The following is a 21619-nucleotide window of genomic DNA, read 5'->3' as shown; positions in this document are numbered from 1 at the left end:
CGTGAGGTTCAGCCGGACGCCGTGGCCTCCGGGGTGATCAGGCCCTGGCGGTAGGCGATCGCCACCGCCTCCGTACGACTCGCGGCGCTCAGCTTCGCGAGGATGTTGGAGACGTGGACGCTCGCCGTCTTGCCGGTGATGAACAGCTCCTCGCCGATCTGGCGGTTGCTGCGGCCGAGGGCGAGCAGCCGCAGCACGTCCCGCTCGCGGGCCGTCAGCGGCGAGGGGCGGTCCCCGGTGTCCGGCGCCGGGTCGCCCAGGCGGCCTCGGCGGATCAACGTGTCCAACCGCGCGAGCAGGGGAGCGGCACCGAGCCGGGCGGCCGTCTCCCGTGCCGTACGGGCCTGGGCGGCCGCCTCCTCACGGCGGTCGGCCGTCAACAGGGCCTCGGCGAAACGGAATTGGCAGCGGGCCCGTTCGTAGGCGTCGCCGTAGTCGAAGGCTGCCACCGCCTTCTCCCAGGCCGCCGCGTCCGGTCCCATGGCCGCCCGCGCCCACTCCGCCTCGGCGCGGGCCAGCCAGGCCAGGCCCTCCGGCCCTTGCGGACGGCCGCTGCGGCCCTCCTTCGTGACGGTCCGTGCCAGTTCGACGAGTTCCGTCGCGGTGTCCGTCCAGCGCCGTACCCCCGCCTCGTCTCCGGTCTGCCGCAGGGCGACAGTCCGGTCGGCGACCGCGGACAGGGCGAGCGCGGCGAGCCGGACCGTGACGTCGGGACGCCGGCCGGAGTCGTCGGTCAACGCCGTGACCGCGGCCCGCATCCGCTCCACGGCCGCCTCCGGATCGCCCTGGAAGGCCGCGGCGTCCGTCAGCACGATGCCCGACACCAGCGCGGCCATCCAGTCGAACGGCCCGTCCAGCAGGGCACGAGCCCGCTCCGCGGCCTTCAAGTCGCCCCGCGCCAGCCCCACATACAGCGCGGGTCCCATGGTGAAGCCGCCCGCGTGCGGCAGCACTTCCGCGTCGCTCGCGGCGGCCTTCGCGCACTCGTCCCAGCGACCCAGCGTGTAGAGCACGAGGAGTTGGAGATAGCGCATCTCCAGCGGATAGGGCGACGACAGCAGCCCGGCGCGACGGGCCCGGTCCAGCCCCTCGGTGAGCCAGGGCAGGGACTCCTCCAAGTCCCCGGACTCGAAACTGCCGATGGCGAGGTTGAACAGCGCGCGCATCTCCACGGGCGCGTGTCCCGCCCGCCGGGCCAACTCGCGTGCTTCCGCGAGCCGTTCGCGGCCCTCCCGGGTGCGCCGGCCACCCCCTTCGAGCCCGGCCAGCGAGATCAGCAGATCGGCCCGGGCGTCGGCCAGTTGGAGTTCCTCGGCGGTGCGCAGGGCCTGGCGGGCGACCCGCAGCGCGATCCCGTCCTCGCCGACCTGACGGGCCGCCATCACATGCGTGGCCGCCGCCCACACCCAGGTCCGAGAGGGTGGCTCGGAGGGGATCATCGCCAAGGCCTCGCTGCTGTAGGCGAACGCGGCGGTCAGGCTGTCGACGCCGATGAGATTGCCGGCCAGGGTGTAGCGGACCCGGGCGGCCAGCTCGGAGTCCGCGTCCTGGCCGATCCCGGCGAGCGCGGACCGGGTGAGGGAGACCGCGCGGTGCGAGTCCCCGGCATGGGCGGCCGCCGCCGAGGCACGCAGGGTGAGGGCCACAATGTCGATGCCCTCGCCCGACGGCCGGGCAGCCGGGTCGACCGAGGTCCACAGATCAAGAGCGGTCTCGAGATGCCGTAGCTCCTCGGCGGGAGCGCCCACGCGCTGGGCGTGGTCGGCGGCCTCCAGCGAGGCGGCCAGCGCCTCGGCCAGGTCGTGGCTCTCGCGGTAGTGGTGGGCGCGCTCCGCCGCGCTCTCGGCGGGGTGGCCGCGCCCGGCGAGGAGACGGGCGAACGAACCGTGCAGCCGGGACCGCTCGCCGGGGAGCAGATCGGCGTACACCGCCTCACGGGCGAGGGCGTGCCGGAAGGAGTACGTGTCGCCCTGCCCGGGGACCAGGAGCTGCCGCTCGACCGCTTCCCGCAGCGCCGACTCCAGCTCGTCCTCAGGGAGTTGGATCGCGTCCCGCAGCAGGTCGTACTCGACCCGGCGTCCGGCGACGGCGGCGGTGCGCAGCACCTGCTGTGCGGTGTCGGAGAGTTGCTCGAACCGGATCAGCAGGACGTCGGCCAGCCCGCTCGGCACCCCGCCCGCCTCCATGTCGCTCGCCGCGAGCAACTCCTCGGCGTAGAAGGCGTTTCCCTCGGCGCGCTCGACGATCCGGCGGACCGTGCCGTCCGGCACCGGACCCGTGCGCAGGGCGCGCACCAGCCGGGCGACCTCCGCGTCCCCCATGGGCCGTAGCTCCAGGCGCTCCACGGCGGGCAGCCGCACCAGCTCGGCCAGCAGGGGCCGTAGGGGATGGCGGCGGTGGAGGTCGTCCGCGCGGTACGACGCGAACACCGCGAGGCGGTGGGTGGGGGCGCCGCCCGCCGGGCGTTGCAGGATGCCCCGGCTGAGGAGGAAGCGGAGCAGGTCGCGGGAGGACTGGTCGGCCCAGTGCAGGTCTTCCAGGACGAGGAGCAGGGGAGCGATGTCGGAGAGGTCGGCGAGGAGTCCGGCGATGCCCTCGAAGAGCCGCAGCCGGCTGCCCGCGTCCCGTGCCGCGTCCGTACCGGCGCCGAGCAGCCGGTCGACCGCCGGATGCGCGGCCAGGGCGGCGGCGAAGCGCTCGTCGTCGGCGAGGACCCCGAGGATCTCCGTGAACGGCAGATACGGCAGACCGACGTCACCGAGGTCGACACAGTGCCCGGTCAGGACGGTCATGCCGACGTGCGTCGCCCGCGCTGCCACCTCGTCGAGGACCCGGGTCTTGCCGACGCCCGCGTCCCCGGCGATCAGTACGGCCCCGGCCGTGCCCGCGCGGGCACGCTCCAGCACACCGGCGAGGCGGGCGAGTTCCTCGTCCCGGCCGATGAGCGGCGCTGCTGCTACGGATTGCGACACGCCCCCATCCTGGCACGCGTCGCTGACAACGCACCTGGCCACCGGGCGGGAGACGCCTCCCGCCCGGCGGGCCGGTTCAGCGCAGGGTCTCGGCCCAGTTCGCCGGAACGCGTCCGGCGGGACCCGGCACCGGCTGATCCTTCGGGTGGCTCACCGGGGCGGCCAGCTCGGGACCGGAGTCGTACAGCTCGGACGTGGTGAAGTTCCAGAACCAGCCCTCCCCGGGCTCGTAGCTCTGGATGAACGGATGCCCCGTCGACTGGTAGTGGGCGGTGGCGTGCTTGGCGGGGGAGTCGTCGCAACACCCGATGTGACCGCACTGCGCGCACCGCCGGAGGTGGAACCACCAGCCGTCGGCCGCGTCGCACTCCACGCAGCCGGCGCCGCTCGGCGGGACGCCGGTGTCGATTCCGGTGATGTCGTTCATGCGGACTCCTGGGGCGTCTCGTCGTCTGTGGCGGTGAGGGGGAGCAGGACCTGGAAGCGGGTGTCGCCCGGCACCGACTCCACCTGGAGCGTGCCGTGGTGCTTGTTGACGACGATCCGCCAGGAGATGTCCAGACCGAGCCCCGTGCCCTCGCCCACCGGCTTGGTGGTGAAGAACGGGTCGAAGATACGGCTGCGGATCTCCTGCGGCACACCGGGCCCCGTGTCGCGGAACTCCACCATGAGCTGATCGCGCACCAGCGCCGTCCGCACCGTCAACGTGCCTTCCCCGCCCGTGCTGTTCATGGCGGAGACCGCGTTGTCGATCAGGTTCGTCCACACCTGGTTGAGCTCCGCCGGGTAGGCCGGGATCTTCGGGAGCGTACGGTCGTACTCCTTGACGACCTTGATCCGGTCGCCGACCTTCCCGCCGAGCATCAGCAGTGTGCTGTCGAGGAGTTCGTGCACATCGGCCACCTGGTACGGGGCACGGTCCAGCTGCGAGTACTGCTTCGCGGCGCCGACGAGGTTGGAGATCCTGGTCGTGGAGTCCTCGATCTCCGTCATCAACAGCTCTGTCTCGACCGTGTAGTTGAGCCAGCCGATCGCTCCCGGCAGGATCTCCTCGTCCACGGCCGCCGCGACCTGGTCGAGCCACTCGACGTCGAGACCGGCCTGCACGAACGTCGGCGCGATCTGCCAGGACTCCGTGACACCGTGGTCGTCGAGCCAGTCCGTGAGCTGGTCCTCGCGGTCCGAGGCCTCCAGCGGGCTCAACGTCTGTGCCTTGGCGACCCGTTCGGCCGTGCGCTCCTGGATGTCGATGAGGTTGGCGAGATCCTCCCGCGAGTACGGGCCGGAGGAAATGACGCGCAGCTTGTGCCGCATCTTCGCCACCCGCTCCCGCAGCGTCGAGGTGGCCCGGACGGCAGCCGCGGCGGGGTTGTTGAGTTCGTGGGTCAGTCCGGCCGACAACGAGCCCAGCGCCAGCAGCCGTTCACGCTGGCTGATCGCCAACTGGCTGCTCTTCTGGCCGAAGAAGAGGCCCTCCAGCAGATGGACCGCCATCGGGAACCACTCGCTCATGATGGCCGCGAACGTCTCGGCGGGCAGCACGAAGAACCGCGTGGTCTCCGTCACCCGCATCGAGTTGAGGTACACCTGCTGCACCCGGTCCCCGATGTAGGCCTGCATCGCGCCCGTGTACACCCCGCGTTGCGAGGTCCGCGCGACCTCCACGTCGTCCTCGCCGACGCGGCGCGACAGCACGACGGTGCCCTCGATCATGACGTAGAAGCAGGTGGCGGGATCACCTTCGGTGTAGACGGGCCCGGCCTCGAACTGCTCCACCTGCCCGTCGCAGCACAGCCTGCCGAGCTGCTCCGGCGTCAGCTTCTCGAACAGGAACAGCGTGCCGATCTCCTGCGGGCTGCACGGCAGCACTTTCCCGCTCATGACTGCTCCAGGTAGCGGTGGACGAGCATCACGGCCATGGCTCCCTCTCCGACGGCGGACGCGACGCGTTTCGCGGACTCGGCGCGCGCGTCGCCCGCCACGAACACGCCGGGAATGTTGGTCTCCAGGTGGTACGGCGCCCGGTCCAACTCCCAGCTCGCGGGCGGCTTTCCGTCCGCGGTGAGGTCGGGCCCGGCCAGGATGAACCCGCGTTCGTCGCGCAGCACCGAGCCGTCCAGCCAGTCGGTCAGCGGGGCAGCGCCGATGAACACGAACATCCACTGCGCGTCGACGAGTTCGGTCTTCCCGCTCTCCGTGTCGCGCAGGGTGAGCTGCTCCAGATGGTCGGAGCCGTGCGCGGCCTCGACGACGGTGCCGGTGCGGACCGAGATGTTCTCCGCCTCGTTGATCTGCTGGATCAGGTAGTACGACATCGACGCGGTCAGCGAGGGCCCTCGCACCAGCAGGGTCACCGACTTGGCGCCCCGGGCCAGGTACATGGCCGCCTGCCCCGCCGAGTTGGCGCCGCCGACGATGTACACGTCGTGCCCCTGGCAGGAGGCGGCCTCAGTCAGCGCCGAGCCGTAGTAGACCCCGCAGCCCGTCAGATCGGGCGTGCCGGGCGCCTCCAACTGCCGGTACGACACACCGGTCGCCAGGATCACGGCGTGCGCGGCGACCGCCGAACCGTCCGCGAACCGTACGACCCGCGCCGACCCGTTGGCCTCAAGACCCGTGACCTCGCGCGCGGTGAGGATCTCGGCGCCGAACTTGCTGGCCTGCCGCCGCGCCCGGTCCGTGAGTTGGGCCCCGGACACGCCGTCCGGGAAGCCGAGGTAGTTCTCGATCCGCGAACTCTGCCCGGCCTGCCCACCGGTCGCGGACCGCTCCACGAGAACGGTCCGCAGTCCCTCGGAGGCCCCGTAGACGGCCGCGCCGAGCCCGGCAGGGCCACCGCCGATGACGACGAGGTCGTAGAAGTCGGCCGTGGGTGTGGTCGCGAGCCCCACCTGCGCGGCCAGCTCGGGCGCCTCCGGCTCGACGAGCACCGACCCGTCGGCGGTGATGACGAGCGGCAGCCGCTGCCCGTCCTGCCCGGCGGCGGACAGCAGCCGCAGCCCCTCCGGGGTGTCCGCCGAGTACCAGCGGTACGGCACCTGGTTGCGGGCCAGGAACTCCCGCACGTCCGAGGAACGCGCCGACCAGCGGTGCCCGACCACCTTCGTGGCGGGCACCGGCCGGTAGTCGCTGTTCCGCCACGCTTCCAGGAGGTCGTCCAGGACCGGGTAGAGCTTCTCCTCGGGCGGGTCCCAGGGCTTGAGGAGATAGTGGTCGAGGTCCACAACGTTGATCGCGTCGATCGCCGCGTCCGTGTCCGCGTAAGCGGTCAGCAGCACCCGACGCGCGCCGGGATAGACATCGAGGGCCTGCTCCAGGAACTCGATGCCGTTCATCTGCGGCATGCGGTAGTCGGCCAGGATCACGGCCACGAGATCGCCCCGCAGCTTCAGCTCGCGCAGCGCGTCCAGCGCGGACTCACCGGACTCCGCGCGCACGATCCGGTACGACTCGCCGTAGCGCCGCCGCAGGTCACGGGCGACGGCACGGGAAACTCCCGGATCGTCGTCCACGGTCATGATGACGGTCCGCGCGGCTTCGGCGGCCTGTGCCATACGTCTCCCACCCCGAGTGGTCGGATTCACGGCACGGCGGCGCCGTTGCCACCGCGCCGGCTCCGACCATCGTATGTTCGATCGCCGCGCCGCGCTCCGCTACACCCGAGACGGCGGGCCTCAGGGGCGCCGGGAGCGCAACACGCAGAACTCGTTCCCCTCAGGGTCCACCAGCACCACCCACGGCTGCTCGCCCTGCCCGACGTCCGCCGTCCGCGCCCCCAGCGCCAGCAGCCGGATCACCTCGGCCTCCTGGTCGTCGGGCCGGAAGTCCAGATGCAGCCGATTTTTGATCGTCTTCTGCTCGGGCACCGGCACGAACAACAGCCCGGGAAGGCGGTCCGGCTCCGGCCGGATCTCGAACTCGTCCGGCGTCTCGCCGACCACCACCCACCCGAGCGCCTCGGCCCACCAGCGTCCCAGCGCGACGGGGTCGGCCGCGTCCACGACCACCTGCTCCCACTCCAAGGTCATGCGGGCAGGGTAGTGAAGACTGGGCCCGACACTGGTGACCGCAACACAGGGAGGCCACGGGATGACACGCCCGATCACGGCAGGGGTCGACGGATCGGCGGAGAGTCTCGCCGCACTCGCCTGGGCGGGCCGGGAGGCCGTACGGCGGGGGCTGGCACTGCGGGTGGTGCACGTCTGGCGGTACGAGCCGCACCAGGCCCTCGACGCCGGGGACCGGGACACCCAGGGCCGCTGGGTGCGGGACGCGGCGGCCGAGGCCGCCCGGACGCTCACCGAACGCCACCCGGGCCTGGACGTGACCACCGACGTCCTGGAGGGCGACCCCGTCGACGCGCTGACCGCCGCCGCTGCCGACGCCGAACTGCTGGTCCTCGGCTCACGCGGACACGGGCCCGTCGTCGGCTTCCTGCTCGGTTCCGTCGGACAGCAGGTGATCGCCGATGCCGTACGGCCCGTCGTGCTCGTGCGCGCCGGGGACGAGGCGTCCGGGGAGGCCGCCGGACGGGAGATCGTCGTGGGTCAGCAGGGCGACCCCGAGGACAGCGCCGCCGCGCTGGGCTTCGCCTTCGAGACGGCGGCGGCGCGTGGCGCGACCGTACGGGCCGTGCGGGCGTGGACGCTGCCGCCGGTGTTCGCCTACAGCCCCGGCTCCATGAAGCTCCTCGACGACGCCGGCGGCCTGGAGCCGTACGAGAAGAAGGCCCTGGCCGAGGCGTTGGAGCCGTGGCGGGAGCGCTTCCCCTATGTGCCCGTCGTCGAGCACATAGAGATGGGCAGCGCGGGGCAGGTGCTGCTGTCGGTGGCGGGGCGGGCGCAGTTGATGGTCGTCGGGCGGCGCGCTCACCGTACGGCGGTGGGCGCGCGGATCGGCTCGGTCGCGCACGGGGTGCTGCACCACGCGGAGTGCCCGGTGGCCGTGGTGCCGTCGCCGGAGGCCTCCTGACTCAGGTGGCCTCGACGCGTACCGGGACCCCCCTCTCCACCGACCGGATCGCCGCCAGTGCGATCCTCAACGCGGCGCGGGCGTCCTCGCCGGTGGCCGACGGGGTACGGGCGGCGCGGACGGTGTCGGCGAAGTCGGCGAGCTCGGCGACGTACGCGTCGTGGAACAGGTCCTGGTCGTAGGTGACGGTCTCGGCAGTGATGCCGTCCGCGCTGTAGGACGTCAGATGGGTGCGCCGGATGTCGCCCATCGTCAGCATGCCCGCCGAGCCGAAGACCTCGCCGCGTACGTCATAGCCGTACACCGCCTGGAAGTTGGCCTCCGCCGTGGCGAGGGCGCCGTTGTCGAAGCGGATCGTGACGACGGCCGTGTCGAGCAGTCCGCGGTCCTTGAAGTCGGGGCGGACCAGGGCGTCGGCCATGGCGAAGACCTCGACCGGTTCGGAACCGGGGTTGAGATAGCGCAGGGTGTCGAAGTCGTGGATGAGGGTTTCGAGGAAGATCGTCCACGGCGGGACGGGGGCCGGGTCGGCCAGCTTCGGGTCGCGGGTGAGCGAGCGGAGCAGCTGCGGGGTGCCGATCGCGCCGGCGGCCACCTTGTCGTGCGCGGCCCGGAACCCGGCGTCGTAGCGGCGGTTGAAGCCGACCTGGAGCGGTACGCCCGCCTCGGCGGCGGCCGTGATGGCGCGGTCGGCGTCCGCGAGAGTCGTCGCCATCGGCTTCTCGCAGTAGACGGCCTTGCCCGCCCGCGCCGCCGCCACGACCAGGTCCGCGTGGGTGCGGGCCGGTGTCGCGATGACCACCGCGTCGACGTCGGGATCGGTGAACAGGTCACCGATCTCGGTGTACGCCGTGGGGCAGTCGAGCCGGTCGGCCAGGCCCCGTGCCGCGCCCGGCGCCGGGTCGGCCACGGCGGCGAGGCGGACGCCGGGCAGGCGGCGGGCGAGGGTCTCGGCATGGAAGGAACCCATGCGGCCCGCGCCCACCAGACCGATGGCGAGGGGCAGTTGGGTGGTCATGGGGTTCTCCCTGATGCCGTGTGATGCCGTGTGAAGCCGAATGGACCTCGTGGCGATCAGACCGTGAACGCCGTGCGGAAGCGGTCCAGGGCGCGCTCGCTCTCGCTCTCCGAGGCCCACGCCTCCATCGCGACCGTGCCGTCGTAGCCGATGTCGGCGAGGGCGCGGGCGATCGCCGGGTAGTTGATCTCGCCGGTGCCGGGCTCCTGTCGGCCGGGGACGTCCGCCACCTGGATCTCGCCGATCAGGTCCAACTGGTGGGCCTTGCGGACGAGTTCGATGAGGTTTCCCTCGCCGATCTGCGCGTGGTAGAGGTCCAGGTTCATCCGCAGGCCGGGCCGGTCCACGGCCTTGACCAGGGCCAGGGTCTCGGCGGCCGTCGCGAACGGTACGCCCGGGTGGTCGACCGCGGAGTTGAGGTTCTCCAGCGTGAAGGTGACCCCGTGGCGCTCGCCCAGTTCGGCGAGGCGGGTCAGGGTGCGGTGGGCGGCGATCCACATCGGGCCCGTGGGCTCGCCGGTCACCGGAACCACCGGCAGGCCCTCGGAGTCCAGCCCGGTGCCGTGCAAGTTGAGCCGGGGGCAGCCCAGTTGGTCGGCGGCCTTGACCGACTCCTCGGCGGTGCGCAGGAGTTCGGCGGCGCCCGCCTCGTCGGTGAGACTGCCCCGGATGTAGCCCGTCATCGACGAGAACTCCGCCGGGGTCCGCGTGAGCGCGTCCAGGTCGTGCCGGGTCCAGTCCCAGATCTCGACCTGGAAGCCGGCTTCGTGGATGCGCCGTGCCCGCTCGTGGATCGGCAGGTCCCGGAAGACCATCTCGGCACAGACCGCCAACGTGTACATGACTGCTCGCCCTCTTCTAGAACGTTCTAGATGGCAGTAGTACGCCACTACGGGATTCCCGTGTCAAGCCCTCGCCGGGCAGGTTTCTAGAACGTTGCAGTACCTTCGGAGCGGCGACGTTGCATGCTTTCGGAGCGGCTACGATCCCGGAACGCAACGACACCTCGACCGGAAGGACAGCAGTGCCGACCACCCCCGCGGTCCCCGACGGCAAGCGGCCCACCCTGGCCCATGTCGCGGCCCGGGCGGGCGTGTCCGTCGCGCTGGTCTCCATCGTGATGCGCGGGGCCTACGGCGCCAGCGCCACCACCCGTGAGCGGGTGCTCAAGGCCGCCGAGGAGATCGGCTACCGGCCCGACACCCGGGCCAGGGTGCTGCGCAGCAACCGCTCACGCCTGCTCGGCGTGCAGTTCGGGCTGCGCCATCCCTTCCACACCGACCTGGTGGAGGGCATCTACGCCGCCGCCGAACCCGCCGGCTACCAGGTCGCCCTCAGCGCGGTCGCGCCCACGCGCGGTGAGCGGCAGGCCGTGGAGGCACTGCTCGCGGACCGGTGCGAGGCCCTCGTCCTGCTCGGCCCCGAGGTACCGGCCGCCCGCCTCGCGCATCTCGCCACCCAGGTACCAGTGGTCTCGGTGGCCCGGCGGCTGCGGCCCGCCCCGCCTGCCGTGGACGTCGTCCGCACCGCCGACGACGAGGGCGCCCGCCAGGCCGTGGACCACCTGGTGGCGCTCGGCCACCGCGCCATCGCCCACATCGACGGCGGCCGCGCACCCGGCGCCGCCGACCGCCGCCGGGGCTACCGCACCGCGATGCACCGCCACGGCCTCGCCGACCACGTCCACGTCCTGCCCGGCGGACTCACCGAGGACGACGGCGCCCGGGCCGCCAGAAGCCTCGTTGCGGAGAACCCTCGGCCGAGCGCCGTCCTCGCCTTCAACGACCGCTGCGCCACGGGCGTCCTCGACACGTTCCTGCGGGCCGGTGTCACCGTCCCTGGCGAGATCTCCGTGGTCGGCTTCGACGACACCAGTCTGTCCCGGCTCGCCCACATCGACCTCACCACCGTCGCCCAGGACATCCCGCGCCTCGCGGAACTCGCCGTCGGCCGCGCCATCGCCCGCCTGGACGGGGAGGCCGTACCGGAGGGCGAGCAGGTCGTCCCGCCCCACCTCGTCGTCCGCGGCACCACGGCCCCGCCCGCCACGGACTGAGCGGGGGCAGTCCGGTGTGGCCGCCACTGCCTGCCCGGATCACTCCGGTGCGGTCGGCTCCAGCGTCTCGCGTACCTTCGGCAGGATGTTCTTGAGGTAGTCCTCGACCGCCGTGTCCAGGCCGATGTCGTGCTGGGCGTGCTCGGACATGTACCAGCGGTGTTCCAGCAGCTCGTGGTAGATCTCGGCCGGGTCCATCGAGCCGCGCAGTTCGAGCGGTACGGCCCGCACGGTGGGCCGGAACACGTCCCGCACCCACCGGTGCGCGAGCACCTCGGGCCGGGCGGCGAGCGGGTCGCCCGGGGCGTAGTCGTCCTGGGTGGCCATCCAGGACTCCAGGTCGTTCAGGAGCCGCCGCGCCTGGTTCTCCTCGGCGTCGAGACCGGTCAGGCGCAGCAGTTGGCGCTGGTGGTGGCCGGCGTCGACGACCTTGGGCACGAAGGTGACCGTGTCGCCGTTCGAGGAGTGCTCGATCTGCATCTCGGCGACGTCGAAGCCGAGCTCGTTGAGGTGCCGGATCCGGCGTTCGATGAAGTAGTACTTGCCCGCCGGGTACACGGAGACGCGGGTCAGCTCCTCCCACAGCCCCTGGTAGCGGGCGCAGATCTCGGTGCCGAACTCGATCGGGTCGACGGACGGGTGCAGCGCCCCGGACGCCTCCAGGTCGAGCAGTTCCCCGCTGATGTTCACGCGGGCGAGGTCGAGGTCGTACTCACGCTGTCCGTCGCTGAGTTGGGGGTGCAGATCGCCGGTCTCCGCGTCCACCAGATACGCGGCGTACGCGCCCGCGTCCCGCCGGAACAGCGTGTTGGACAGCGAGCAGTCGCCCCACGCGAACCCGGCCAGATGCAGCCGCACCAGCAGCACGGCCAGCGCGTCCATGAGCCGGTGCATGGTGGCCGGGCGCAGTGTCGTCTCGAACATCGAGCGGTACGGCATCGAGCCGCCCAGGTGCCGGGTGATCAGCACCGGCTCCAGGGGCTCGCCGTCGGCGTCCGCGCGCCCGGTGACCACTGCTAGGGGGTCCACCGCCGGGATGCCGAGCCGGTCCAGGTCGCGCAGCAGCTCGTACTCGCGCAGCGCGGGCCGTTCCGCCAGTTCCTTGACGGCTATGACCTCGCTGCCGGCGCGGGCGTAGCGCACGACGTGGCGGGAGATGCCGCGCGGCAGCGGCACCAGGTACTCCTCGGGCCATTCCTCCAGGGGAACGTCCCACGGCAGTTCCAGCAGGAGGACCGGATGCTCCGGGTTGGTCGCGTTGATCTGCAGTGCCATGGGGTGACCTTAGATCGCGTGTTCGCGGGCGCGCTGTGCCGCCTCACGGACCGGACCGGTGTGCAGCGGGCCGTGGCCGGGCAGCAGGGTGTCGGCGTCCAGTCCTTCGAGGATGTCCAGCGAGGCGACGGCACGGTCGCGCTCGTGGTGGAACATGTCGGGCAGCAGCTGCGGTCCCTTGATCCGTGAGGTGGGGTGGCCGCTGACCAGGGCGTCTCCGGAGATCACGATCCCGCTGTCCGGGAGATGGAAGACGCAGTGCCCGCTGGTGTGGCCGGGGGTGTGTACGGGGACGGGCCTGCCGGGCAGGTCCAGCGGGCCCGCACCTGCGAATGCCTGGGGAGCGGCGACGGGATGCTGCTCGGTGCCTCCCACACGAATCGTGTGCACCATCCACGGCAGGACTCCCGGACGCCAGATGTTCTTCAGGACGTCCCCGACGGTCACCTGTTGGAGGAACTCCCGCCGCGCGTGCGGCACTTCGGCCTCGTGCAGGTATACCGGGGTGCCGTAGGTGTCGCGCAGATACTCCGCCGAACCGAGATGGTCGTTGTGGGCGTGGGTGATCAGCACCGCCGTGACCGCCTTGGGTGAACTCCCCACCTGCTCAAGGGAGTCGAGCACCAGCGCGCGGTCCCCGGGATAACCGGTGTCCACCAACGTGACCGCGTCACCATCAGCGAGGATCACCCAGTTGGTGTTGCTGCCGTGCACCAGATAGGTGCCGTCCGCGACTTGGCGTACTTCTGCCCGCATGATCGTCCCTTGAGTGGTGGTGCTGTTCGAGGAACAGCCAACCAGACGCGTACGGTCCTGGCGCGCGCGGGGGAAGCCGCCTCCGGCACCGTCCGCCGGAGGCGGCCCCCGCGTGCGTCCGAAGCGGCCGCCTCTCCGCCTCAGTGCACGCCGTGCGGGCGGAACTGCACGCTGATGCGCGGTCCCGCGGCGCGGGTGGTCTTGGGGACGCAGTGCTCCCACGTCCGCTGACAGGAGCCGCCCATCACGATCAGGTCGCCGTGCCCCAGCGGGCGCCGCACCGACTCGCCGCCGCGCAGCGGACGCAGCAGCAGGTCACGGGGTGCGCCCACGGAGAGGATCGCCACCATCGTGTCCACGTTGGCGCCCCGCCCGATCCGATCGCCGTGCCAGGCCACACTGTCCCGGCCGTCCCGGTAATAGCACAGCCCGGACGTGGTGAACGGCTCCCCCAACTCCCGTGCGTAGTACGCCGAGAGCGTGTCCCGGGCCTCGGTCAGCACCGGGTGCGGCAGCGCGTCGTCGGCGCCGTAGTAGGCGAGCAGTCGCGGTACGTCCACGACCTGGTCGTACATCTGACGGCGCTCCGCGCGCCACGGCACCTCGGTGACCAGTTCCTCGAACAGGGCGTCGGCGCCGCCGAGCCACCCGGGCAGCACGTCGATCCAGGCGCCGAGACCCAGCGCGGTACGGCGTATCCCGTCGAGGGGGCCGAGGCGGAGCTGGTCGGTCTGGTCGAAGAGGGAGCCCTGGAGGTGGTGCGCGGTCATGGCACCAGCGTACCCCTTATTCGAATATCTGTTCCAATGCGAGCACTACTCTTTCGATACATCGGTGTATCGGATACATTCGCGTATCGACTGGAGGTCCGGGCATGGTGACTGAGGTGACGCCCAAGCGGGTGACCAGGCGCCGTGTCCGCACACGGGCCAATCTGCTGGCCGCCGCGTTCGCGGTGTTCGCCGCCAAGGGATACGGCCGGGTCTCCATCGAGGAGGTCTGTGAAGCCGCCGGCTACAGCAGGGGCGCCTTCTACTCGAACTTCGACAGCCTGGACGAGCTGTTCTTCGCGCTTTATCAGGACCGGGCCGAGCTGATCGCCGAGCAGGTGGCCGGCGCGCTCGCCCTCGACGGTCCCGACCTCGACGTGCCTGCCGCTGTGGACCGCGTCACCGAGGTGCTGCTCCTCGACCTCGACTGGCTCCTGGTGAAGACCGACTTCCTGGTGCACGCGGCCCGGGACCCCGCCGTCGCGCAGACCCTGCTGGGCCATCGGGCGCGGCTGCGCGGGGCGATCGCCCACCGGCTCACCCGGGCCCACGGCCTCGCCGAACTGCCCGCCGTACTCCCCGACGTCGACGCGGCGGCCCACGCCGTGGTCGCCGCGTACGACGGAGTCACCACCCAACTGCTGCTGGACAAGGACGTGGAGCACGCCCGCGTCTGGCTCAAGCAACTGCTCACCGCCCTGCTGACCGACGGCAGCGGCACCTCCGAACGAATTCCCCACTGAACCCAACGAGAAGGGCAACGGTCGCCATGGATGCGGACGTCATCGTCGTCGGAGCGGGTCTCGCGGGCCTGGTCGCGGCCCACGAACTGACCAGCCGGGGACGCAGGGTCGCCCTCGTCGACCAGGAGAACGCCAACAACCTCGGCGGGCAGGCGTTCTGGTCCTTCGGCGGGCTGTTCCTCGTCGACTCGCCGGAACAGCGCCGCCTCGGCATCAAGGACTCCTTCGACCTGGCCTGGAACGACTGGCAGGGCAGCGCCGGCTTCGACCGCGTCGACGACGAGGACTCGTGGGCGGTGCGCTGGGCGCGCGCCTACGTCGAGTTCGCGGCCGGCGAGAAGCGGCCCTGGCTGGAGAGCCACGGCATCAAGCTGCTGCCCACGGTCGGCTGGGCGGAGCGCGGCGATCTGCGCGCCCACGGACACGGCAACTCCGTCCCGCGCTTCCACGTCACCTGGGGCACCGGCACCGGAGTCGTGGAACCCTTCGTGAACTACGCCAAGCAGGCCGCCCGCGACGGACTGCTCACCTTCTACTACCGCCACCAGGTCGACGAGTTGGTCGTGGAGGAAGGCGAGACGCGCGGCGTCCGCGGCACGGTCCTCGCCGAGGACACCTCGGCGCGCGGTGTCTCCTCCAACCGCGACGCGATCGGCGAGTTCGAACTCACCGCCCACGCCGTGATCGTCACCACCGGCGGCATCGGCGCCAACCACGACATCGTCCGCCAGTACTGGCCCGAGCGCCTCGGCACACCGCCCGCCGAGATGATCACCGGCGTCCCGGCCTACGTCGACGGACGGATGCTCGACATCAGCGCCGAAGCGGGCGTACGGCTCGTCAACCGCGACCGCATGTGGCACTACACCGAGGGCCTGCAGAACTGGAACCCGGTCTGGCCCGGCCACGGCATCCGCATCCTGCCCGGCCCGTCCTCCCTCTGGTTCGACGCCCTCGGCCGCCGCCTGCCCGATCCGTGCCTGCCGGGCTACGACACCCTCAACACCCTCAAGTACCTGCGCACGACAGCGGACTTGGCGGACCACGACCACTCCTGGTTCATCCTCACCCAGAAGATCATCGAGAAGGAGTTCGCGCTGTCGGGCTCCGAGCAGAATCCCGACATCACCGCCAAGGACAAGAAGGCCGTCCTGCGCGACCGACTGCTCGGCAAGGGTGCCCCCGGTCCGGTGGACGCGTTCCTGCGCAAGGGCGCGGACTTCGTGACCGCCGGCAACCTGGAACAACTGGTCGAGAAAATGAACCAGTTGACCGACAAACCGCTCCTGGACGCGGCCGTGGTACGACGCCAGATCGAGGCCCGCGACCTCCAGATGGCCAACCCGTACAGCAAGGACTCCCAGATCCAGGGCATCCGCAACGCCCGCCGCTACATCGGCGACCGCCTCGGCCGCGTCGCCACCCCGCACCGCATCCTCGACCCCGCCGCCGGCCCCCTGATCGGCGTCAAGCTGCACGTCCTGACCCGCAAGACCCTCGGCGGCATCCAGACCGACCTCGACTCCCGCGCGCTCGGCGCGGACGGGGCGCCGATCGGCGGACTGTACGCGGCGGGCGAGGTCGCCGGCTTCGGCGGCGGCGGCGTGCACGGCTACAACGCCCTCGAAGGCACCTTCCTCGGCGGCTGCCTCTTCTCCGGGCGCGCGGCGGGACGGGCGGCGGCCAAGCAGACGGCCTGACCGAGCCTTCCACGGACCGACGGCCCGTCTCCTCACCCCTCCAGGAGGCGGGCCAGCACCGAGGCGTGACTCTCCTGCGGCGACCTGACCGCCGTCACCAGGGTCACCGGCCCCATCCGGACCAAGTTCCGCAAGGTGTGCAGAAGTTGAGCCGCCTCGGGCTCGGCGAGCTCCGCCTCGTAGCGGCTGCTGAACTCGTCGAAAGCCCCCTCGCCCGCGTGGTACCAGCGGCGCAGTTCGGTCGACGGGGTGAGGGCCTTGGGCCACTCGTCGACGCGGGCCGCGTCCTTGGACAGGCCGCGCGGCCACAGCCGGTCGACCAGGACGCGCACCCCGTCCTCCGGCTCGGGCGGATCGTAGATACGGCGCACGCGGACGGTCACGGGCGGGGCTCCCTCGGGTGGCGGTGGTGCCGTGAGCCTACGTCGGGGATCGCGTGCGGGTGGGGAGCCGACGTGCCGTTGCGATCATTGCTCGCTGCCCGGCGAACCCAGCAGTGCGTGTCCTTTTGCTTTACCAAGAGGGATTCCGAGGCGGCGGGCGGCCTAGTCTCTGAGGCGAATGATCACCCCCCTCATCCTGTAGGAGCGCATGTGACGCAACTCCGGCAGCAGTCCACAAGACGCACCGCTGTCCTCCGCCGCAGCGCCGTCGTCGCCACCGTCCCCGTCGCCGTCGCGGCCCTGCTCGCGGCCGCCGCGCCCGCGGGCGCCACGACGATCGGCTCGTCCGGCGCGGGCGACCCGTACTTCCCGCTCTCCGGCAACGGCGGCTACCACGTCGCCCACTACGACCTGACGCTCCGTTACGACCCGACGAGCCGCCGGCTCGACGGCAAGGCGGTCCTCACCGCGCGCGCCACCGAGAAGCTCACCCGCTTCGACCTCGACTTCAAGGGCCTCAAGGTCACCGGACTGACGGTGGATCACGCCGAGGCGGACTTCCGCCGCGACGGCCAGGAACTCGTCGTCACCCCGCGCCGGGCCGTGCGCAAGGGACAGAAGTTCCAGGTCACCGTCACCTACAGCGGCATCCCGAAGCAGGTCACCGACCCGGACGGCTCGGCGGACGGCTGGATCGCCACGGACGACGGCGCCTTCGTGGCCGGTGAGCCGCAGGGCGCGATGACGTGGTTCCCGGCGAACAGCCACCCGAAGGACAAGTCGTCGTACGACTTCACGATCACCGTCCCGCAGGGGCGCACGGCGGTCGCCAACGGTGTGCTCGTCGGGCAGAAGACCGCGCACGGGAAGACCACGTTCCGTTGGCACGCGCCGGAGCCGATGGCGGCCTATCTCGCCACGGCGACGGTCGGGAAGTTCAAGGTGGAGCAGTACACCACCAAGGACGGGGTCAAGGTGTACAACGCCGTCGACCCGCGCGAAGCCACCGCCGCCGCGCCCGTGTTGAAGAAGCTGCCCTCCGTCCTGGAGTGGGAGAGCAAGCTGTTCGGCCCGTACCCGTTCCGCTCGGCCGGGTCGATCGTCGACCACGCCCCGGACGTCGGGTACGCCCTGGAGACGCAGGGGCGGCCGCTCTACGACTCGGCGCCGGACCTCAGCACCCTCGTGCACGAGAACGCCCACCAGTGGTTCGGCGACTCCGTGTCGCTGACCGCCTGGAAGGACATCTGGCTCAACGAGGGCTTCGCGACCTACGCGGAGTGGCTCTACAGCGAGCAGCACGGCGGCAAGACCGCCCAGCAGACCTTCGACGCGCTGTACGCCCGCAAGGCGACCGACGACCTGTGGGCGTTCCCGCCCGGCGACCCGGGCAGCGGCGCCAACATCTTCGGCACGCCCGTGTACGCGCGCGGGGCCATGGCCCTGCACGAACTGCGCCTGGCCGTCGGTGACAAGACATTCTTCTCGATCCTGCGGGCCTGGGCGGGCGCGCACCGTTACGGGCACGGCACCACCGCACAGTTCGTCAGCCTGGCGGAGCAGAAATCGGGCAGACGTCTCGATGCCCTCTTCCACACCTGGCTCTACACGAAAGGCAAGCCGGCCCAGCCGTAGGAGCTGACGAGTTCCTCACATGTGTCGGTCATCGTCGACTCATGATCACTCGTATGTCCCCGGTCGCACTCGTCGCCGCGTCCCTTCTTCTGACGGGATGCGGCGGCGGTGCGGTGGCGGCGACGGGCCACGCTTCCGGCTCCGTTCCTGCTCCCGCCGTCCCGTCTTCGCCCTCGCCCTCGTCGGAGATATCCGCCGAGGCGGCTCCCCGCCAACTGCCGGGCGTGGGGCCCAGGATGCTGGCCCGAATACCGGCCGCCACCGAGCAGGTCGTCCTGGTGACCGGCCGGGGCGCGAACTCCCCGCTCGCCACCCTCGCCCTGTACGAGCGCACCGACGACGGCTGGCAGCAGACCGCGAGCTGGGCCGCGCACAACGCGCTCAAGGGCTGGTCGAACCACCACATGGCCGGTGACCTGCGCTCGCCGATAGGCGTCTACTCGCTCACGGACGCGGGCGGGCTGCTCAAGGACCCCGGCACCAAGCTGTCGTACGACCAGGGGTCGGGCTTCGTCTCGCCCGGCACCGGCTTCGAGGGCGAGCCGCTCGCCGGGTCCTTCGACTACGTGATCGCCATCAACTACAACCGGCAGCCCGGCACTTCACCCCTCGACTGGACCCGCCCCCTCGGCTCCTCGCGCGGCGGCGGCATCTGGATCCATGTCGACCACGGGGGCCCCACCCACGGCTGCGTCAGCATCGCCGAGGACCACATGAAGGAACTGCTGCGCACCCTGGACCCGGCCCGGCATCCCGTCGTCGTCATGGGCGACGCCGCCGCCCTCAGCCGCTGACCGCCTAGGATCCGCCAGGTGTGCGCACATGTGCTGGTCGCCGAGGACGACGAGATGCAGGCCGAGCTGATACGACGCTCCCTGCTGACGGAAGGCCACACCGCGACCGTGGTCCACGACGGGGCCGCCGCCATCGCGGCCGCCCGCGAACTGAGACCCGACCTCGTGGTGCTCGACCTCATGCTGCCCGTGATCGACGGCTTCGGGGTGTGCCGGGTGCTCCGCGAGGACGACATCCCCATCCTGATGCTCACCGCCCGCTCCACCGAGGACGACGTCCTGCTCGGCCTGGAACTCGGCGCCGACGACTACATGACCAAGCCCTACAGCCCGCGCGAGCTGATGGCCCGCATCCGCACGGTCCTGCGCCGCAGCGGCCGGACCACCGAGGACCGCCAGGAGGACACCGTCGTACGGGCCGCGGGCCTGTCCGTCGACGCCGTACGCCACGAGGTGCGCTGCGACGGCGTGCCGGTGGACTGCACTCCGGCCGAGTTCGAGATCCTGCTCGCGATGACCGCCGAGCCCGAACGGGTCTTCTCCCGGCGGCAGTTGCTCCAGTACACCCGGGGCCTCGACCGGGCCTCCACGGAACGGGCGGTCGACGTCCACATCATGAACCTGCGCCGGAAGATAGAGGCCGACCCGCGCCGTCCGGTCCGGCTGCTGACCGTGTTCGGCGTCGGCTACAAGCTGCGCGGCGGTCGCGCGTGAGGCCCCGGATACCGCTGCGCAAGCGGTTGTTGGTCCGACTGCTCGTCGCCACCGTGCTGATCGCGCTCTGCTCGGTCGGGGCGACGGCCTGGCTGGCGGTGCAGACCACCACCCGGGCCATCCGGGAGGAACAGGGCCAGGACCTCGCGGACGACATGCGCATCCTCGCCCAGCTCAGCGGATACGCCGCGACACATCCCGAGTGGAAGGGCGTCGCGCCCACCGTCCGCGCCCTGTCGAAGAAGATGGGCCGCCGCATCGCCCTCACCACCTCCGACCGCACCCTCATCGCCGACTCCGCGCCGCACGGCACCTCCCTGCCGCCCCGCGCCGCCGCGAGCGTCGACCCGCTGCACACCGACACGTACACGGAACCGGGCGCACAGCTCAGCGGCCTCGACCCCCGGGTCGTCGGACCGTACCGGGTGACCGCGAAGGAGCGGGTCCGGCTGATGAGGCTGGCCAAGGACCGCCAGGCATGCTTCGCCCAGGCGGCCGGAATCGACACGAGCATCACGATGACGCCGAGCGGCCGTCCCGTCCTGACCGACGCGGACGGCAACGACGCCAACGGCTATGTGCCCGAGCAGTGCGCCGACGGGAAGCTCAACACCCCGACCGCCACCGAGAGCAAGGCGCTGAAGAACCTGATCGTGCGCGCCCAACCCTGCCTGAAGGAGGGAGGCGTGAGCTTCAAGGTCCCGTACTTCGGCGTCGACGTCTTCGACAAGAACCTCGGCTCCCGCTACGTCACGGGCGCGTACAACAAGTTGGGCGACGCGGCCGACATCCGAAAGGCGGAGGCCTGCACCGACGACGCTCGCCGCGCCCAACTCGACCCCTACGTCGCGCCGGTGGCCGAACTGTTCCTCGGCGGCGGCGACACCACCGCGCCCCGCTTCGACGTCTCCCCGGCGAACAAGGCCAAGGTCGTCGGCGCGGCGGCGGCCGTACTGGCGCTCACCGTCCTGGTGACGGCGGTCGTGGCCACGAGACTCGTACGCCCCCTGCGCGCGCTGACCGAAGCGGCCCAGCAGCCACCGGAGTTGCACGTCCGGGTGCCGGTGCGGACCAGGGACGAGACCGGCATCCTCGCCGAGGCGTTCAACGACCTGACCGAACGCCGAGAACGCATGGAGGCCCAGCGCAAGGCCATGGTCAGCGACATCGCCCATGAACTGCGCAGCCCCCTCACCAACATCCGCGGCTGGCTGGAGGTCACCCGGGACGGCTTCGTCGAACCCGACCCGGCACTCCTCGGCTCCCTCCACGAGGAGGCGATGGTCCTCCAGCGGGTCATCGACGACCTCCAGGACCTCGCCGCCGCCGACGCCGGCACCCTGCGCCTGCACCGCGAACCCGTGCGCGTCCAGGACCTCGTCGACCAGATCGTCGCCGCGTACCGTGTCACCGCCGACACGGCAGGCGTCGCCCTGACCGGCAAGACGGACAACTCCCTCTGGCTGGAGGCGGATCCGGTACGCATGCGCCAGGTCCTCGGCAACCTCGTGTCCAACGCGCTACGGCACACACTGGCCGACGGCACCGTCACCCTGACCGCGTGGCGCGACGGCGACCACATCGTCCTGACCGTCGCCGACACCGGCATCGGCATCGCGCCCGAGGACCTCCCGCACGTCTTCGAACGCTTCTGGCGCGCCGACCAGTCCCGCAGCCGCCGCACCGGGGGCAGCGGCCTGGGCCTGTCGATCGTCCGGGACCTGGTCGCCGCCCACGACGGCACGGTCGAGGCGACGAGCGAACCCGGAGCCGGTTCCGTCTTCACCCTGCGGCTGCCCAACTCCCCGGCACCGGAAGGCGATTGACGCTGG

At 71.4% G+C, this 21619-nt stretch carries 19 protein-coding genes; 8 read left to right on the top strand and 11 right to left on the bottom strand.

Going from position 1 to position 21619, the window contains the following annotated elements; genetic code table 11:
• Positions 1-8: 8 nt before the first annotated feature.
• The 5 genes from OO70_RS07160 to OO70_RS07140 form a co-directional block, all read right to left on the bottom strand.
• Positions 9-2972 carry a helix-turn-helix transcriptional regulator gene (locus OO70_RS07160; protein ID WP_043665745.1) on the bottom strand — a complete coding sequence of 988 codons (2964 nt, stop codon included), beginning with the start codon at positions 2970-2972 and terminating at the stop codon, positions 9-11.
• 76 nt (positions 2973-3048) lie between these two features.
• Positions 3049-3399 (bottom strand): UBP-type zinc finger domain-containing protein, encoded by a 351-nt coding sequence (locus OO70_RS07155; protein ID WP_043665743.1) that lies wholly within the window; start codon positions 3397-3399, stop codon positions 3049-3051.
• Positions 3396-4853 carry an ATP-binding protein gene (locus tag OO70_RS07150; protein WP_043665740.1) on the bottom strand — a complete coding sequence of 486 codons (1458 nt, stop codon included), beginning with the start codon at positions 4851-4853 and terminating at the stop codon, positions 3396-3398. Before OO70_RS07150 ends, OO70_RS07155 begins: the two co-directional genes overlap by 4 nt.
• Positions 4850-6526: an FAD-dependent oxidoreductase gene (locus OO70_RS07145; RefSeq protein WP_043665738.1), complete on the bottom strand. Its 1677-nt coding sequence runs from the start codon at positions 6524-6526 to the stop codon at positions 4850-4852. Before OO70_RS07145 ends, OO70_RS07150 begins: the two co-directional genes overlap by 4 nt.
• Before the next feature lie 120 nt (positions 6527-6646).
• A complete protein-coding gene (locus OO70_RS07140) occupies positions 6647-7000 on the bottom strand; it encodes a VOC family protein (protein WP_043665736.1) in 354 nt (117 codons plus the stop codon).
• Positions 7001-7061: 61 nt separating this feature from the next.
• Here OO70_RS07140 and OO70_RS07135 point away from each other — a divergent pair, with 61 nt between their 5' ends.
• A complete protein-coding gene (locus tag OO70_RS07135; RefSeq protein WP_043665733.1) occupies positions 7062-7943 on the top strand; it encodes a universal stress protein in 882 nt (293 codons plus the stop codon).
• A 1-nt stretch (position 7944) separates the two neighbouring features.
• Here OO70_RS07135 and OO70_RS07130 read toward each other — a convergent pair whose 3' ends face one another.
• Both OO70_RS07130 and OO70_RS07125 read right to left on the bottom strand, forming a co-directional pair.
• Positions 7945-8961 (bottom strand): Gfo/Idh/MocA family oxidoreductase, encoded by a 1017-nt coding sequence (locus OO70_RS07130; protein WP_043665729.1) that lies wholly within the window; start codon positions 8959-8961, stop codon positions 7945-7947.
• A gap of 56 nt (positions 8962-9017) precedes the next feature.
• Positions 9018-9803 (bottom strand): TIM barrel protein, encoded by a 786-nt coding sequence (locus OO70_RS07125; protein WP_043665727.1) that lies wholly within the window; start codon positions 9801-9803, stop codon positions 9018-9020.
• A 182-nt stretch (positions 9804-9985) separates the two neighbouring features.
• Here OO70_RS07125 and OO70_RS07120 point away from each other — a divergent pair, with 182 nt between their 5' ends.
• Entirely contained in the window at positions 9986-11017 is a 1032-nt protein-coding gene (locus tag OO70_RS07120) for a LacI family DNA-binding transcriptional regulator (RefSeq protein ID WP_043665724.1), read from the top strand.
• Positions 11018-11056: 39 nt separating this feature from the next.
• Here the strand turns inward: OO70_RS07120 and OO70_RS07115 are convergent, their stop codons facing one another.
• The 3 genes from OO70_RS07115 to OO70_RS07105 form a co-directional block, all read right to left on the bottom strand.
• Positions 11057-12292, bottom strand: a complete 1236-nt coding sequence (locus OO70_RS07115) for a DUF4032 domain-containing protein (protein ID WP_043665721.1) — start codon at positions 12290-12292, stop codon at positions 11057-11059.
• Between the two features lie 9 nt (positions 12293-12301).
• Positions 12302-13048, bottom strand: a complete 747-nt coding sequence (locus OO70_RS07110) for an MBL fold metallo-hydrolase (RefSeq protein WP_043665717.1) — start codon at positions 13046-13048, stop codon at positions 12302-12304.
• A gap of 140 nt (positions 13049-13188) precedes the next feature.
• Positions 13189-13818 carry an alpha-ketoglutarate-dependent dioxygenase AlkB gene (locus OO70_RS07105; RefSeq protein WP_043665714.1) on the bottom strand — a complete coding sequence of 210 codons (630 nt, stop codon included), beginning with the start codon at positions 13816-13818 and terminating at the stop codon, positions 13189-13191.
• 104 nt (positions 13819-13922) lie between these two features.
• Between OO70_RS07105 and OO70_RS07100 the strand changes: the two genes are divergently transcribed.
• Both OO70_RS07100 and OO70_RS07095 read left to right on the top strand, forming a co-directional pair.
• A complete protein-coding gene (locus OO70_RS07100) occupies positions 13923-14561 on the top strand; it encodes a TetR/AcrR family transcriptional regulator (protein WP_043665711.1) in 639 nt (212 codons plus the stop codon).
• A 26-nt stretch (positions 14562-14587) separates the two neighbouring features.
• A complete protein-coding gene (locus OO70_RS07095; RefSeq protein WP_043665708.1) occupies positions 14588-16261 on the top strand; it encodes an FAD-binding dehydrogenase in 1674 nt (557 codons plus the stop codon).
• Between the two features lie 32 nt (positions 16262-16293).
• On the opposite strand, the gene OO70_RS07090 is transcribed toward OO70_RS07095, so the two are convergent.
• On the bottom strand, positions 16294-16644 hold the full coding sequence (locus OO70_RS07090; protein ID WP_043665706.1) for a DUF488 domain-containing protein: 351 nt from the start codon (positions 16642-16644) through the stop codon (positions 16294-16296).
• A gap of 210 nt (positions 16645-16854) precedes the next feature.
• Between OO70_RS07090 and OO70_RS07085 the strand changes: the two genes are divergently transcribed.
• The 4 genes from OO70_RS07085 to OO70_RS07070 are packed head-to-tail and all read left to right on the top strand — an operon-like array spanning position 16855 to position 21613.
• On the top strand, positions 16855-18279 hold the full coding sequence (locus tag OO70_RS07085; protein ID WP_043665703.1) for a M1 family metallopeptidase: 1425 nt from the start codon (positions 16855-16857) through the stop codon (positions 18277-18279).
• Positions 18280-18320: 41 nt separating this feature from the next.
• Positions 18321-19073 (top strand): L,D-transpeptidase family protein, encoded by a 753-nt coding sequence (locus OO70_RS07080; RefSeq protein ID WP_043665700.1) that lies wholly within the window; start codon positions 18321-18323, stop codon positions 19071-19073.
• An 18-nt stretch (positions 19074-19091) separates the two neighbouring features.
• Complete coding sequence (locus OO70_RS07075; protein ID WP_051740838.1) at positions 19092-19787, top strand: response regulator transcription factor; 696 nt, start codon at positions 19092-19094, stop codon at positions 19785-19787.
• On the top strand, positions 19784-21613 hold the full coding sequence (locus OO70_RS07070; RefSeq protein ID WP_043665695.1) for a sensor histidine kinase: 1830 nt from the start codon (positions 19784-19786) through the stop codon (positions 21611-21613). The genes OO70_RS07075 and OO70_RS07070 overlap by 4 nt, the downstream gene beginning before the upstream one ends.
• Positions 21614-21619 lie beyond the last annotated feature (6 nt).

The organism is Streptomyces xylophagus (assembly GCF_000716435.1).
Lineage (GTDB): Bacteria > Actinomycetota > Actinomycetes > Streptomycetales > Streptomycetaceae > Streptomyces > Streptomyces xylophagus.
Note: the sequence above shows the minus strand (reverse complement) of the source record. Positions and strands in the feature narration are given on the sequence as shown.